This window comes from Collinsella sp. CLA-AP-H1, assembly GCF_040092945.1.
GTDB lineage: Bacteria > Actinomycetota > Coriobacteriia > Coriobacteriales > Coriobacteriaceae > Collinsella.
In genome coordinates, this window is sequence record NZ_JBBNKO010000011.1 from 29,671 (window position 1) to 44,040 (window position 14,370).

A 14,370-nucleotide genomic window follows, 5' to 3' on the forward strand; every position below is an offset into this window, starting at 1 on the left:
CCGTAAGCGGATGTGACTCGCCTGACCCTAGCACCTCTGGGTATCATGGCTCTACACCGACAACCCTCCCTTCGCCTTCGCGTAGGGAGGGTTGTGTCATGAAGAGGCATTTGAATGTGTTGAGTCGCTTGCAGGGTGCAGGCACCCTACCGTTTGCGGACGAATTGCTACCGCTTGCCGAGTGCGCGACGTACGAGGCGCTCGAGGCGTTGTCGCCCACGCGATGCGCCGGCTGTGAGCGTTCCGGTGCGTTGATCTGCCAGGATTGTCTGGCATCGCTCGTGCTCATCGATCCGTGCCATAGCTGCATCCGATGTGGCGCCCCGTTTGGGGATTTACTGTGCACCGAGTGTTCGGTCGAGGGCACGTCTTCGGCAATGGCCGAGGCGCTCGATCGCTGCCTGGCGTGTGCCGTCTACGCACATCCGCTGCCGCGCATCATCAAGGCGTACAAGGATGCGGGCGAGCGCCGCCTGGCACCGTATCTGGCGGAGCTACTCTACGACACCGTCTTACATGCCCAGGTGGCAGCCCCCGATCGCTACGGCGGCGTGCTGTCCGGTGTCGACGCGGTGGTATTTGTGCCCGCGACTGCGGCGGCGTTTCGGCGGCGTGGATTCGATCATATGGAAGCAATCGCGCGCTCGTTTTGCGATCTTTCGGGTGTGCCGTTGCTGGACGCCCTGGTCAAATACGGTCATGGTGACCAGCGCGAGTTCGGTCGCGATGAGCGCCGGGAACATGCCCGGGGCATGTACGAGACGGTCGAGGATGTGCGCGGCTGCCGTTTGCTGCTCATCGACGATGTCATTACCACGGGCGCGACTATGGCAGCGGCCTCGGCGGAGCTCAAGCGCGCCGGCGCCGCGGCAGTCGATGGTCTCGCTATCGCACGCGTTTGGTAGGGGTGGTTTTGTGGCAGTGAAGATAGCGCGGCGCATCGAGCCGACAAGCGAGCAACTGGCGGCCTCCGTAGTCCTGACCGGCGCCTCGGCGCTGCGCATGATGCGCGCCGAGCGCCGGCAAATGGGTTACATCAGCTGGAGGGACCTCGATCCCGATGAAGAGCACAGTGTGCTGCACGCATCGTCGCCCTCGGCCGAGGACATCTATCTTCCCGATTTGGTGCGGATCGGGGCCGTGAGCGGCGAGGTCCAAGAAGACCTGTGTCTACTGGTGGGGTCTGCAAAGCAGCGTCGCCGCATGCCTGGTGCAAGCTGGTCCGTTTGTTCTGCAGGACTGCCGGTTGGTTCGATTCTGGAGGTGGAGCCGGGGGTGTACAGCTTGTCTCCCGAGGTCCTCTGCGTAGCCGTTGCGCGCGAAGTCGGCTGTATCCAGGCATTTGCCCTGGCCCAGGAACTGTGCTCCAAGATTTCGCTGAGCGATCGCGGGCAGTATCTACCTCCCTACACATCGCCTGTCGTAAACAAATTGGCAAAGGACAAAGACCAGCCGCCAGATGTCGGTTACTTTGAGGTCGAGCCCGTGCTGACACCCGATCGCCTGACAGATTACCTCGCGGCGTGCAAAGGAAGCACGGCCAAACGGCTGCGGCGTCTGTGCCCCTATCTGTCGGAAAACCTGCGCTCGCCCATGGAATGCATCATGCTCGCTCTGTTTTCGCTTCCGTTTTCCTATGGCGGATTTGCCTGCGGTCCCTTTAAGACCGACTGCAAGATCGAGTTCGATGACCGCGCACAGGCAATCTCGGGGATGCCGCATGCAGTTTGCGATGCGTATCAGGAGACGGCCCGGTTTGACCTGGAATACAACGGTGAGCTGGGCCATTCCTCCCGGAGGGGACGTATCCATGACGAAAAACGCAACACGGGCTTGATTACTATGGGAATCGAGATCGCGACGGTCAACAACGAAATGCTCCGCGACGTGGAAGCGATGGAAGCGCTCGCATGGCGCATCCACCAGCGTATGGGTAAGCGATATCAGAATCGCGTAGAGGCTCGTCGAAAGAGGCAAGATGCTCTGCTGAATACGCTCCGAGCGTGCTTTGGGCTCGAGTCGGCGTAAAACTATGGCTTTATAGGGGGTCTGTTTATATGACCTGTGCAAAAAACGGCAAATATGAGTACTGTTACTAGAATAGTGACAGCAAAAACAAAGAAACTTGGGCAAAAATCTGGATTCAGCGAAGAGATAATAAACGAATGTGGAATATCTTGGCGCCAAGCAGGCTGTGCGGAACTCAAAAAGGGCTCGTGGGGCGGAAATACGCTGCTACTAAATTGGTAGCAGTACTCATATTTGCCGTTTTTTGCACATGGCACCCTGAGACGGGTGCCCCGGAGCTCCCCGTGGGGGAGCTCCGGGCTTCATGGGGGCACGAATGGTCCGCTCCGACCTGCGAAATCTGTGCTCGCGATGCGAATAACGTCCCTAACCTTAAACTATAGCTTGAACTTAGCTATAATGCGCTACGTTCCTGCCAGGCTGTGGTTGCGGACGGACGAAATGTCCATCCTAGTCCAAGACAGACGCGGTCAAAGGGATCCACGTAAGCGACCGCGTGCGCGCGGCGCGATCATGGCGCGTCCTAGATGTAAGCCGCACCGTCCGTTCTACTTTCTTTGGGGCAATACCGCCTCGCGGGCGAGCGGGCCAGTCGTGAGGGTGGCTGCGGCCTCCCGAGCAAACGCCCCGGTGCGCAAGTGTGGGGTCAAATACCAGGTCAGCTGGTGGGAACAACCCGATATCCCGTGCAGGGCACGGATTGTATACGACACAGAAGGCAGGGCATTGGACATGGTGAGGGGCAGCTTGATGCACGCGGCTCGGTTAGGTGCTGGGACCGCGGCGGTCATTGCCGTTTTGGGCCTGAGTGGATGCGCGTTCAATCCACTGTCCACGTTCACGACGCCCACGATCGACCAGATCGAGCGCGAGACCGTTACCCCCACGGTGTCGGACGACGCCCTGGTCACGCCGGGAACCCTGACGGTCGCTCTCGATACGTCCGATGCCCCGCAAGCCATGCAGGATGCCGACGGAAACCTCACGGGTTATGCGGTCGATGCCGCTCGCGCCCTCGCATGCCGCATGGGTCTCAAGGTCGCCTTTGTCGATGCGTCCTCGGCCGATTCCGCGCTCAGCGATAAAAAGGCCGATATCTTCATTGGCGACGTCAGGTCTACGGACGGCGATATCAGCTCGCTTGGCACCTGTCTGTACGACGCCCCCGCCGTATTCGGCAAGAGCAGTGACGGCGAGTCGCTGAGCGTTTCCACCGAAACGCTTAACACCGCTACCCTGGGCGTTCAGACCTCCTCGGCCTCGCAGGAAGCGCTCGCCAAGCAGAGCATCACGGCCAACCAAAAGACCTTCTCCAACATCAACGAGTGCTTCGAGGCACTCGAGTCGGGCGAGGTCGATTACGTGATCTGTGATTCCACGGCCGGTGGTTACCTCGCGCGCCTGATGAGCCAGATCTCTTACATCGGCGCGCTCGAGACGCCCTCGACGCTCGGCGTCGCGGGCCTCGCGGCCAACGACGAGCTATGTCGTGCCGTGAGCGATGCTCTCGACGGCATCACGGTCGACGGCACGCTCGAGGCGGTCCACTCCGTCTGGTACGGTACGATACCCTATGACCTCACCACCAAGACGGTCTCGGGCGCCGACGTGCAGCCGACCGACACCGGATCCAGCGAGTCCGCATCCTCCGATTCGAACAGCGAGGGTGCAACCTCCGAGGATAAATCGTCCAGCCAGGAGGGCGCCATCACCGACGACGACATTAACAAGCTCAATAGCTAGTTATTGCTAGGGGTGGCGTCTGCCATACATTGAACAAGGCGCTTCTTTACGGTTTCAACACGCATAACCGGGTCTCCCCAATAGGGGAGCCCGGCTTTTCTATTTTGATAAAACCAGCAGGTCAAAGCTAATTTCCAGGAGAAAAACCAACTCCGCCGACGCCTTCCTATAGCGCACTTTGCCACAGAAAAGTGCGAGACTTCGGTATGCGGTATCAAGCAATCGTTATTCGGGTCTTTAGGAATCCGCGTGATTAAATGCACGGCAATGGGTACATAGCCAGTACAGTAAGTCCCCGAGGCAGATTGGAGCCACGTATGGATATCAAGGTTTCTGGACGCAAGACGACGGTAACCGATGCTCTGCGTGCGCATGTGGATGAGAAGATCGGCGAGGCGCTCAAGGTTTTCGATATCGAGCCCATGACGGTCGACGTTGTACTTCGCTATGAGAAGAACCCCTCGAACCCCAACCCGGCAATCGTCGAGGTTACGGTTCGTGCCCGCGGTTCGGTGATTCGCGTTGCCGAGCACGGTGCAGATATGTACGCCGCCATCGACCTCTCCGCCGATAAGGTCACCCGCCAGCTGCGCAAGTTCAAGACCAAGGTCGTGGACAACCGCCAGGGCGGTGCCAGTGCAGCGGATGTCGCACCGGTCGAGCGCGTCGAGGATCTGGCCGACCTGCTGCTGCCCGAGGAGGAGGACGACCTGCTCGTCCGCGAGAAGGTCATCGATGTCACCCCGATGACCGAGGAGCAGGCGCTGGTGCAGACCGATCTGCTCGGCCACGACTTCTACGTGTTCGAGAACGCGACGACTGGCCTCATCAATGTGGTGTATCACCGTAAGAATGGTGGATATGGCATCATCAAGCCCCGCATCGAAACACTTGACGAGTAAAATACGTTAACTTGCATGAGTTAACGGCTGGCGGCCATCCCATGCGGATGGCCGCCTTTTTTACGTAAGGAGTCGCTTTGATGGACAAGGCTGCATCTACCGGCCATTCGGACCGTTGCCGCATCGTCGTCGATACCTGCTGCGACTTTAGCCCCGAGGTCGCCGCGAACCTCGATGTCGATATCCTGGGTTTCCCCTTCATTATCGATGGCGAAGAGCGCACGGACGACATCTGGTCGAGCATCACACCCAAGGAGTTCTACGACCGGATGCGCGCCGGTGCCCGCGTGTCCACCTCGGCTGTGTCGCTCGGTCGCTATATCGAGTTCTTTACCGAGTGCGCCAAAGAGGGCACGCCCACGGTCTACCTGTGCTTTACCTCGGCGCTGTCGTCGAGCTACAACTCCGCGTGCCAGGCGGCGGACGCCGTGCGCGCCGAGTATCCCAACTTTGAGCTCTACGTGGTCGACAACGCTCTGCCCTGTGCGACAGGCGCGCTCTTGGCGCTCGAGGCCGTGCGCCAGCGTTCGGCGGGACTGACCGCCAAGCAGCTGGTCGATTGGGCAAACGAGGCAAAGACCTACGTCCACGGCTACTTTACGCTTGAGAGCTTCGACGCACTGGCTGCCGGCGGTCGCATTCCGCCCGCGGCAGCGCAGCTCACGGCAAAGCTCGATGTCAAGCCTGAGCTCTCCTACGACCTGGCCGGCTCGCTGTCGCTGATCGGCATCAACCGCGGCCGCAAGAAGGCGCTCAAGTCCATCCTCAAGTCGTTCCGCGAGAACTACGTGCCCGATCGCACCATGCCCATCGCCATCATGACGGCCGATGCCGAAAAGGATGGTGACTGGCTCGAAGCCGCCATCCGCAAGGAGGAGGGTTGCGCCGACGTCACGATCATTCGCGGCTCCGTGGGTCCCACCATCGGCTCGCACGTGGGCCCCGGCATGGTGGGCTGCGCGTTTTGGGGTAAGAACCGCGCCGACAAGGCGTCGCTTTCCGACCGTATCGCCCGCCGCGTGCGCGGTCAGTAGGCAAGCGCTGCGTCCGTAATCGCCCTCGACTCACAGCCCAAACGCTGGCACCGAGTATTTTAACCTGGTAACAACACCCAACCCAAAAGGAAAGGTTTCATGGCAAACAAGCTCTCCGTCGCATTCATCGGCACCGGAATCATGGGTGCCCCCATCGCCGGCCACATCCTGGACGCCGGCTACCCCGTCACGGTCAACAACCGCACCAAGTCCAAGGCCGCCGCGCTTATCGAGCGCGGCGCCGTCTGGGCCGATACGCCGGCCGAGGCCGTGGCGAACGCCGATGTCGTCTTTACCATGGTGGGCTATCCCTCCGAGGTCGAGGAGCTCTATCTGGCGGGCAACGGCCTGCTTGCGTGCACCAAGCCGGGCGCGGTCTTGATCGATCTCACCACGAGCTCGCCCGAGCTCGCCCGTGACATTGCCGAGGCCGCCCAGGTTTCTGGTCGCATGGCGTTTGACTGCCCCGTCACCGGCGGCGAGTCGGGTGCTATCGCCGGCACGCTCACGGCTATCGTGGGCGCTACCGAGAACGACATCGCGCCGGTCCGCGACATCCTTTCCACCTTTGCGGCAACCATCTGCTGCTTCGACGGCGCCGGCAAGGGCCAGGCTGCCAAGCTCGCTAACCAGGTGTCGTTGGGTGCTTGCATGGTCGGCATGGCAGACGCCATGGCATTTGCCGAGCTGAGCGGCCTCGATCTGGAAAAGACCCGTCAGATGATCCTGGGCGGCACCGGCAAGTCCGGTGCTATGGAGAGCCTGGCGCCCAAGGCGCTCGACGGCGACTATAAGCCCGGCTTTATGGTCGAGCACTTCATTAAGGACCTGCGTCTGGCGCTCGCCTACGCCGATGACCGCGAGCTCGCGCTGCCCGGCGCCGACGTCGCCTTTACGCTCTACGACATGCTCGACGCCATCGGTGGCGCCAAGCTGGGCACCCAGGCCATCACGGTCCTCTACAAGGAGGAGGCCGACGCCATCGCCGCCGGTCTGGACTGGTCGCAGTATCGTCCCGAAGAGCACGGTGCTCACGAGGACGGCTGCGGTCGCGGCGAGCACGGCGACGATCACGAGTGCGGTTGTGGCCACCACCATGGCGAGGATCACGAGTGCTGCGGCGGCCACGGCCATGATGACGGCCACGAGTGCTGCTGCGGCCACCATCACGGGGAGTAGCACCCATGAGCTGGACGTTCGTGGTGCTCGCGCTGGTGCTCTTTATCTTTGCGATTTACATTGGCTTTTTGTGCGGCCAGTGGGCCTGCGAAAAGCGCGTGATCACCAAGCGCGACTACTGGATCGCTAATTTTGCAGGCGCGGCAGCGGTTGTCCTACTGACCTGGGTGTTTTCGCTGTTCCCGCTGGTGCGGTTTGCGCCGATCGGCTGGCTCGGCGGCTTTATCGCCGGCCTTAAGATGAGCTTTGGCGAGTCCGTCGGCCCGTGGCGCAAGCACGACGAGGTCTTTAACGTCAACAAGGCTCACCGCGCCGCCGCCGACGCGGGCGACGCCGAGGAGCGTCGCCGTGCGCGTCACAATGGTGCAGCCGATCGACAGCTCATCTCGGTCACCGATGACAGCAAGGGTGCTGGCAAGCACGCTAAGAAATAGTAAGAAGAGGTAACTATGGCAGAAAACAAAGACGAACAGCTCACCGACGAGGAGCTGGCACAGCTTCAGCTGGCAGAGGAGAACGAGAATGCCGTCGACCGCCTGGTCCAAGAGCTCGGCTGTCCCACGCGCCGCATCCGCCAGTTTGCCGCCCGCGTGCTGCATCTGCTTGCCGAGCGCGATCCGCGGCGCGTCGTGCCCTGCGTGCCCGCGCTGATCGAGGCACTTGACCGCCCCGAGGCTCAGACCCGCTGGGAGGCTCTCGATGCCCTTGCGGCGCTCGCCACCACCTGCCCCGAGCAGCTGGGCGATGCCTTTGAGGGCGCCGAGACCGCGCTGTTCGACGAGATTTCCTCCACGCTGCGCTATGCCGCCTTCCGCCTGCTGTGCGTGTGGGGCGCCACGAGCGTCGAGCGTTCGCGCGAGGCCTGGCCCATCCTGGACGAGGCCATCCAGTGCTACCACGGCGACCTCGAGTATCGCGACATGCTCGGTTGCCTGTACGAGTTTGGTCAGGGCGAGATTGACGCCGAGGTCGCCGAGAAGCTCGCGCTGCGCCTTAAGTTCGACGCCGAGAACGGCAAGGGCAGCTATCTCAAGGCCCGTTCGAGCGAGATTTGCGAAATGCTTGTTAAACGTTTTGGCCTGGATCTCTCCAAAAAGAAGAAGCGTGCTAGCGTAAAAAAATCTGACGACGCCGAAGACGAGGAGTAACAGATTATGGCGCACGATGTAGTCCTGATTCCTGGTGACGGTATCGGTCCCGAGATTACGCAGGCTATGCGCCGCGTGGTCGAGGCCACTGGTGTCCAGATCAACTGGAACGTCCAGGAGGCCGGTGCCGGCGTCATGGACGAGTTTGGCACGCCGCTGCCCCAACATGTGCTCGATGCGGTCGCCGAGACCAAGGTTGCTATCAAGGGCCCCATCACCACGCCGGTCGGCACGGGTTTCCGCAGCGTTAACGTCGCCCTGCGCAAGCATTTTGACCTGTACGCCTGCGTGCGCCCCTGCCTGTCGCAGCCGGGCGACGGCTCGCGCTTCCGCGACGTCGACCTGGTTATCGTGCGCGAGAACACCGAGGACCTCTATGCCGGCATCGAGTTCGATGAGGGCGCTGCCGAGGTCGAGGAACTCTCGCAGCTTGTCGAGCGTTCGGGCCAAAAGACCTTCGCCGTCGATTCCGCGATCTCGATCAAGCCGATCTCTATCGCCAAGAGCCGCCGCATTGTGGAGTATGCCTTTGAGTATGCCCGCCGCTGCGGCCGCAAAAAGGTGACGGCCGTGCACAAGGCCAACATCATGAAGGCGACCGACGGCCTGTTCCTGCGCGTGGCGCGCGAGGTGGCCGCCAACTATCCTGATATCGAGTTCAACGACAAGATCGTCGACGCCACCTGCATGGGCCTGGTCCAGAACCCCAACGACTTCGATGTCCTGGTGCTGCCCAACCTGTACGGCGACATCGTGAGTGACCTGTGCGCCGGCCTGGTGGGCGGCCTGGGCATGGCCCCCGGCTCCAACATCGGTGCCGACTGCGCCATCTTTGAGGCTACGCATGGCTCCGCGCCCGATATCGCCGGCCAGGATATCGCCAACCCCACGGCCGAGATCCTCTCTGCTGCGATGATGCTCGATCACCTGGGCGAGAACGATGCTGCCAATCGCATTCGTGCCGCCGTATCTGCCACGCTCGACGAGGGCGAGCAGGTTACCGGTGACGTGCGTCGTGCCCAGACCGGCTCCGTTGAGGGCGCCGTGGGCACGCAGGCCTTTGCCGATGCCGTTATCGCGCACCTGGTCTAAGGTATGCACGCTGCAAACGCCTAAATAGTACTTAAGTGTTTGCGTATAACCTAAGAATCAATACGCCCGGCGCTCTGCCGGGCGTATTCTATTGGGGACTATGTTTCCTAACAAGGAGTAACTGATATGGGTCTGATTCAAAAGAAAGACGAGAAGGACGAGATCGACGGCATCCAGATCATCGAGCGCGGCGAAGGCCCCGACGGTGATGAGGACGAGAAGATCGACCTGGTCGCCGGCACGTCTGCCGAACATATTGCCGCCGGCACGACTGTCGAGGAGGAGGACGCTCGCCTGGAGGCAAAGATCGCCGCGGACGCCGCCGACGAGAACCTCATGCCCCAGGAGCAGGACGAGGACGACGATATCCTGGGTTCCGACGAAGACGACCGCGCATCCAAGCACAAGAAGACGATGATTGCCGCCTTCGTGGTTGCAGTCGTGATCGCTGCTGTGGTCGGCTTCTTTATCGGCAACGGTGGTTTTGGCGGCAAGGGCGTCGGCTCGGCGACCCTCACCGAGGACCAGCTCGATTCGACCGTGGCAAGCTACAGCTACAACGGCAAGAAGAGCGACATCACCGCGCGCGAGGCCATTGAGAGCCAGTACAGCCTCGACACCGTCAAGGATGGCGATGGCAACTACACCGCTCCCTCTGCCGACGTCATCCTGTCCTACGTGCGCAACAAGATCCTGCTCGACGCTGCCGAGGACGAGGGCATCACCGTCTCTTCTAAGGAGATGAAGAAGTACGCCGAGGATTCCATCGGCACTTCGGACTACAAGACCATGGCCACGCAGTATGGCGTGTCCAAGGACCAGGCCAAGCAGATCGTCCGTCAGTCCGCGACGCTGCAGAAGCTCTACAAGAAGAAGGTGGGCGATAGCTCCGCAAGCATGCCGACCGCCCCGACCGAGCCTGCTGATGGCAACGAGGAGACCGCGAGCAAGGACTACGCCGATTACATCATCAAACTTGCCGGCGACGAGTGGGATAGCGAAAAGGGCACCTGGAAGGACGCCGATAGCACCTACGCTAAGGCCTTCGCTGACGATGCCTTTACGGCTGATAGCGCTACCTACAAGCAGGCCATGACCGCCTATTACACCGCCTACCAGCAGTACTCTTCGCAGGCTTCGAGCGCCAGCTCCAAGTGGACCGAGTATGCTAACGGCCTGTATGCCAAGGCCAACATCAGCATCTATGGTCTGTTTGCATAAAGATCTGTCTGAGCCGCCGAGCGCGTAACCGAAATATCTGAATAAGCCCGCTAGAACGGACAACGTTCTAGCGGGCTTATTGCTGCCGAAACCACTGGGGCAGGCCTTGCGCCCGCGCAAGCGCTCCATCGCGCTTCCCTAATTCATCTGGGAAAACAACTGCAAACGATTGCAAGTAACCGGTGAACGGTCGAAAACTACCGTTCACCGATAATCTCAAAACTGGTTCTAACTGGTATTAAGTCAAAAAGACCAATTCACATATCTTCACAATGACCTGCAATTTTTCTTCACGCTATTTTTAGCCGCCCTGCGTTGTTTAGACACAGGAAAAGATCCGATCTTTTGCCAAAGCATTTCGAAACGGTTTCAAAACCGCAGGTAGAAGTGTTAACGACCGGTAACCGGTCGATTTATCACCGTGAGCGGTGCAAAAACGTTTTACCGTATGAATCAAGGAAAGCGACCTCTTCTGGGGTGATATAGTGACAACAACACGTCACGTGGTTACTTCCAGTTTAGAAACCACTGGTCTTCAAAGAACGCTTTCCAAGAAGCTTTAAGGGCGAGCGCCCGCTGGCTTCCGAAAATCATCGGACTCAGATTGTACACACCTTCGGAAGGGAAATTTGAATGGTTGGCTTTATTCTTACCGGTCATGGACAGTTCGCACCCGGCCTTGCAAGCGCTATCGCGATGGTTGCCGGCGACCAGCCTGCTTTTACCGTCGTTCCTTTTGAGGGCGACCAGGCCGCATCCTACGGTGAGGATCTCCGCGCCGCTATTACCGCCATGCGCGAGGAGTGCGATGGCGTGCTCGTCTTTACCGACCTGCTTGGCGGCACCCCGTTCAACCAGTCGATGATGATTGCCCAGGATGTCGACAACGTCGAGGTTCTGACTGGCACCAACCTTCCCATGGTTATTGAGCTTCTGTTCCTCCGCGGCAATGCCACGCTCGCCGAGCTTGGCGAGCAGGCCGTGACCGTTGGCCAGACGGGCGTCACCGCCCAGACGGTCGCATCCGTTGCCGGCTCCGAGGAAGAGGATATCTTCGGCGACGAGGACGGCATCTAATGGCCGATTTCGGAGCCAACGTCCTGAGCTCCTCGGTCGCCCTTTTAGGCCTGCTTGTCATCATGGGCTTGATTTACACCATCTGGTCGCAAATCAACATGAAGAAGAAGCAGAAGTACTTCAAGGAGCTGCACACCGAGCTCAAGCCGGGTCAAGAGGTTCTTTTCGCCGGCGGTATCTACGGAACCGTCAAAGGCATCGAAGGCGAGAAGGTCCAGATCAAAGTCCGATCCGGAGCCGTCGTAGATGTTTCGCGTTACGCGATTCAGGAGATCAAGTAACTGTCGTCAGCAAATAACGAAAGGAAGCTGATCAACATGGCAGAACCCAACATTCTTCTTACCCGCATCGATAACCGACTGGTTCATGGTCAGGTTGCCACCCAGTGGAACTCCACCCTGGGCTCCAACCTCATCCTCGTCGCCAACGACGACGTGGCGTCCAACACCATGCGCCAGAACCTCATGAAGATGGCCGCTCCCGCCGGCGTCGCTACGCGTTTCTTCTCTCTGCAGAAGACCATCGACGTCATTGGCAAGGCGAGCCCGCGCCAGAAGATCTTCATCGTGGCCGAAACACCGGAAGACGTGCTTACGCTCGTCAAGGGCGGTGTGCCTATAAAGAAGGTAAACATCGGCAACATGCACATGTCGGAAGGAAAGCGCCAAGTCGCCACCTCCGTCGCAGTTAACGACGAGGATGTCGCTGCGTTTAAAGAGCTGCAGGAATTGGGGGTGGAGTTGGAGATCAGGCGCGTTCCGAGCACGCCTGTTGAGGACACGAGCAAGCTCTTCTCGTAATCCTCGTGATCCACGTTGTCAGGAGTGAAACCCTGACGTTCTGTACGTGATATCCAAAGTGCGTACATACATTTTGAAAGGAGGAGCAAGATGGAATACTCGATCATCCAGATCGCTCTGGTCTTCGTCGTCACGTTCATCGCGGCAATCGACCAGTTTGACTTCCTCGAGTCTCTCTATCAGCCCATCGTCACCGGCGCCGTCATCGGTCTTATCCTTGGCGACCTCAACACCGGTCTTCTCGTGGGTGGTACCTATCAGCTCATGACGATCGGCAACATGCCGATCGGAGGCGCTCAGCCGCCTAACGCCGTCATCGGCGGCATCATGGCAGCCATTCTCGCTATCGCCACGGGCCTCGAGCCCAACGCGGCAGTCGGCCTCGCCATTCCGTTCGCTCTGCTTGGCCAGCTTGGCGTCACCCTGGTCTTCACGCTTATGTCCCCGCTTATGTCCACGGCCGATAACATGGCTCACAACGCGGACACCAAGGGCATCGAGCGCCTGAACTACTTCGCCATGGCTCTGCTCGGCCTGATCTTCGCTGTCGTCGTCACCCTGTTCTTCATCGCTGGCGCTACCATCGGTCAGACCATCGCTTCTGCCATCCCGACTTGGCTGCAGACCGGTCTGTCCGCTGCAGGCGGCATGATGCGCTTCGTCGGCTTCGCCGTCCTGCTCAAGGTTATGATGAACCGCGATATGTGGGGCTTCTTCCTCATGGGCTTCGGCCTCGCGCTCATCACCGTTGCCAACGATTCGCTGGCAACCCCTGCTCTGCTCATCCTCGCTCTCATCGGCTTCGGCATCGCTTTCTGGGACTTCCAGCAGCAGACCGAGCTGAAGGGTGCAGCTGTTTCTGACGGAGGTGACTTCGAAGATGGCATCTAATGAGTATGTGATCCCGGAGCACTACGAGGATCTCACTCCTGCTCCGCAGCTCGACCAGAAGACCCTCAACAAGATGGCTTGGCGCTCCTGCTTCCTGCAGGCCTCGTTCAACTACGAGCGTATGCAGGCCGCTGGCTGGCTCTACTCCATCATCCCCGGTCTGGAGAAGATCCACACCAACAAGAACGACCTCGCGGCTTCCATGAGCCACAACCTGGAGTTCTTCAACACCCACCCGTTCCTCGTCACCTTTGTTATGGGCATCGTGCTTTCGCTCGAGCAGAACAAGGTTGACATCCCCACGATCCGCGCCGTCCGCGTCGCCGCAATGGGCCCGCTCGGTGGTATCGGTGACGCCCTGTTCTGGCTGACGCTCGTGCCTATCACGGCCGGCATCACCTCCAACATGGCCATCAACGGCAACGCCGCTGCGCCGATCATCTTCCTGGTGATCTTCAACGCCGTCCAGTTCGCTCTGCGCTTCTGGCTCATGAACTGGTCCTACAAGCTTGGCACCAGCGCTATTGACGCTCTGACCGCCAACATGCAGGCCTTCACGCGTGCCGCTTCCATCATGGGCGTCTTCGTCGTCGGTTGCCTGGTCGTCACCATGGGTGGCACCCAGATCAACCTCCAGATCCCCAACGGCACCACCCGTGGCCTCTCTCCCACTACCGTGATCGTCTCCGAGAAGGAGGCCGAGAACTTCACCGGTATGGAGGGCATCGATACCGAGACCGCTGAGGCCGGTACCATCGCCATGACCGATGAGGACGGCAACGCCCTCACCGCCACCGATGCCGACGGCAACGAGGTCAAGTGCGGCGTCGCCGATCTGGGCAACGGCATGGAGTCCGTGACCTACGCTACCGTCACCGAGGATCCGGTCAACTTCTCTGTTGCCGACACCCTCAACACCATCGTCCCGAAGCTCGTCCCGCTTATGCTTACGCTGCTGCTTTACTACATGTTCGCTAAGCACAGCTGGACCCCGACTAAGGGCATTCTCCTGCTCTTCGTCCTTGGCATCCTGGGCGCTGGCCCGCTTGGTCTCTGGCCGAGCATCTGGTAAGGCTCTAGCTTGAGGGGTGTGTCCCTACGCGGCTCACACCCCGACCCCTTAAGCCATGTGTATGTTAAAAGCCGCGTGCTCGAAAGAGCGCGCGGCTTTTGTTTTCTTGATGATTCGGGTGTGGCAGACAGATAATGCTAAACACCCTAGGTAGTTAGCCGAATTCGAGCAAAAGGGAGGATA

At 59.9% G+C, this 14,370-nt stretch carries 15 protein-coding genes; all 15 read left to right on the top strand.

Annotated features, from left to right (window positions below; genetic code table 11):
• The first annotated feature begins 98 nt into the window (after positions 1-98).
• A complete protein-coding gene (locus tag AAAV44_RS07060) occupies positions 99-905 on the top strand; it encodes a phosphoribosyltransferase family protein (protein ID WP_349115166.1) in 807 nt (268 codons plus the stop codon).
• Positions 906-915: 10 nt separating this feature from the next.
• A complete protein-coding gene (locus AAAV44_RS07065; RefSeq protein WP_349115167.1) occupies positions 916-2,028 on the top strand; it encodes a hypothetical protein in 1,113 nt (370 codons plus the stop codon).
• Positions 2,029-2,778: 750 nt separating this feature from the next.
• Positions 2,779-3,771, top strand: a complete 993-nt coding sequence (locus AAAV44_RS07070) for a transporter substrate-binding domain-containing protein (RefSeq protein ID WP_349115168.1) — start codon at positions 2,779-2,781, stop codon at positions 3,769-3,771.
• Positions 3,772-4,088: 317 nt separating this feature from the next.
• Entirely contained in the window at positions 4,089-4,673 is a 585-nt protein-coding gene (raiA, locus tag AAAV44_RS07075; RefSeq protein WP_035137685.1) for a ribosome-associated translation inhibitor RaiA, read from the top strand.
• A gap of 80 nt (positions 4,674-4,753) precedes the next feature.
• Positions 4,754-5,707, top strand: coding sequence for a DegV family protein (locus AAAV44_RS07080; protein ID WP_349115169.1), 954 nt, complete (start codon positions 4,754-4,756; stop codon positions 5,705-5,707).
• A gap of 99 nt (positions 5,708-5,806) precedes the next feature.
• Positions 5,807-6,886: an NAD(P)-binding domain-containing protein gene (locus AAAV44_RS07085; protein WP_349115170.1), complete on the top strand. Its 1,080-nt coding sequence runs from the start codon at positions 5,807-5,809 to the stop codon at positions 6,884-6,886.
• Positions 6,887-6,891: 5 nt separating this feature from the next.
• On the top strand, positions 6,892-7,320 hold the full coding sequence (locus AAAV44_RS07090) for a hypothetical protein (RefSeq protein WP_349115171.1): 429 nt from the start codon (positions 6,892-6,894) through the stop codon (positions 7,318-7,320).
• 15 nt (positions 7,321-7,335) lie between these two features.
• Positions 7,336-8,034, top strand: a complete 699-nt coding sequence (locus AAAV44_RS07095) for a hypothetical protein (RefSeq protein ID WP_349115172.1) — start codon at positions 7,336-7,338, stop codon at positions 8,032-8,034.
• Positions 8,035-8,040: 6 nt separating this feature from the next.
• Complete coding sequence (locus tag AAAV44_RS07100; RefSeq protein WP_349115173.1) at positions 8,041-9,126, top strand: isocitrate/isopropylmalate family dehydrogenase; 1,086 nt, start codon at positions 8,041-8,043, stop codon at positions 9,124-9,126.
• A gap of 126 nt (positions 9,127-9,252) precedes the next feature.
• The gene (locus AAAV44_RS07105; protein WP_349115174.1) at positions 9,253-10,347 is read left to right on the top strand and encodes a hypothetical protein; all 1,095 of its coding nucleotides are present in this window, start codon (positions 9,253-9,255) and stop codon (positions 10,345-10,347) included.
• A gap of 633 nt (positions 10,348-10,980) precedes the next feature.
• Entirely contained in the window at positions 10,981-11,424 is a 444-nt protein-coding gene (locus AAAV44_RS07110; RefSeq protein WP_035137680.1) for a PTS sugar transporter subunit IIA, read from the top strand.
• Positions 11,424-11,705, top strand: a complete 282-nt coding sequence (yajC, locus tag AAAV44_RS07115) for a preprotein translocase subunit YajC (protein WP_022094612.1) — start codon at positions 11,424-11,426, stop codon at positions 11,703-11,705. The genes AAAV44_RS07110 and yajC overlap by 1 nt, the downstream gene beginning before the upstream one ends.
• Before the next feature lie 36 nt (positions 11,706-11,741).
• Positions 11,742-12,224: a PTS N-acetylgalactosamine transporter subunit IIB gene (agaV, locus tag AAAV44_RS07120; RefSeq protein WP_022094611.1), complete on the top strand. Its 483-nt coding sequence runs from the start codon at positions 11,742-11,744 to the stop codon at positions 12,222-12,224.
• A 90-nt stretch (positions 12,225-12,314) separates the two neighbouring features.
• A complete protein-coding gene (locus AAAV44_RS07125) occupies positions 12,315-13,115 on the top strand; it encodes a PTS sugar transporter subunit IIC (protein ID WP_022094610.1) in 801 nt (266 codons plus the stop codon).
• The gene (locus tag AAAV44_RS07130; protein ID WP_217108221.1) at positions 13,105-14,187 is read left to right on the top strand and encodes a PTS system mannose/fructose/sorbose family transporter subunit IID; all 1,083 of its coding nucleotides are present in this window, start codon (positions 13,105-13,107) and stop codon (positions 14,185-14,187) included. The genes AAAV44_RS07125 and AAAV44_RS07130 overlap by 11 nt, the downstream gene beginning before the upstream one ends.
• Positions 14,188-14,370: the final 183 nt, after the last annotated feature.

Coding starts and splice junctions, on each gene's coding strand:
- AAAV44_RS07085 (WP_349115170.1), top strand. CDS start 5,807: ATGGCAAACAAGCTCTCCGTCGCATTCATCGGCACCGGAATCATGGGT.
- AAAV44_RS07110 (WP_035137680.1), top strand. CDS start 10,981: ATGGTTGGCTTTATTCTTACCGGTCATGGACAGTTCGCACCCGGCCTT.
- AAAV44_RS07080 (WP_349115169.1), top strand. CDS start 4,754: ATGGACAAGGCTGCATCTACCGGCCATTCGGACCGTTGCCGCATCGTC.
- agaV (WP_022094611.1), top strand. CDS start 11,742: ATGGCAGAACCCAACATTCTTCTTACCCGCATCGATAACCGACTGGTT.
- AAAV44_RS07090 (WP_349115171.1), top strand. CDS start 6,892: ATGAGCTGGACGTTCGTGGTGCTCGCGCTGGTGCTCTTTATCTTTGCG.
- AAAV44_RS07130 (WP_217108221.1), top strand. CDS start 13,105: ATGGCATCTAATGAGTATGTGATCCCGGAGCACTACGAGGATCTCACT.
- AAAV44_RS07100 (WP_349115173.1), top strand. CDS start 8,041: ATGGCGCACGATGTAGTCCTGATTCCTGGTGACGGTATCGGTCCCGAG.
- AAAV44_RS07105 (WP_349115174.1), top strand. CDS start 9,253: ATGGGTCTGATTCAAAAGAAAGACGAGAAGGACGAGATCGACGGCATC.
- yajC (WP_022094612.1), top strand. CDS start 11,424: ATGGCCGATTTCGGAGCCAACGTCCTGAGCTCCTCGGTCGCCCTTTTA.
- AAAV44_RS07095 (WP_349115172.1), top strand. CDS start 7,336: ATGGCAGAAAACAAAGACGAACAGCTCACCGACGAGGAGCTGGCACAG.
- AAAV44_RS07060 (WP_349115166.1), top strand. CDS start 99: ATGAAGAGGCATTTGAATGTGTTGAGTCGCTTGCAGGGTGCAGGCACC.
- AAAV44_RS07070 (WP_349115168.1), top strand. CDS start 2,779: ATGCACGCGGCTCGGTTAGGTGCTGGGACCGCGGCGGTCATTGCCGTT.
- AAAV44_RS07125 (WP_022094610.1), top strand. CDS start 12,315: ATGGAATACTCGATCATCCAGATCGCTCTGGTCTTCGTCGTCACGTTC.
- raiA (WP_035137685.1), top strand. CDS start 4,089: ATGGATATCAAGGTTTCTGGACGCAAGACGACGGTAACCGATGCTCTG.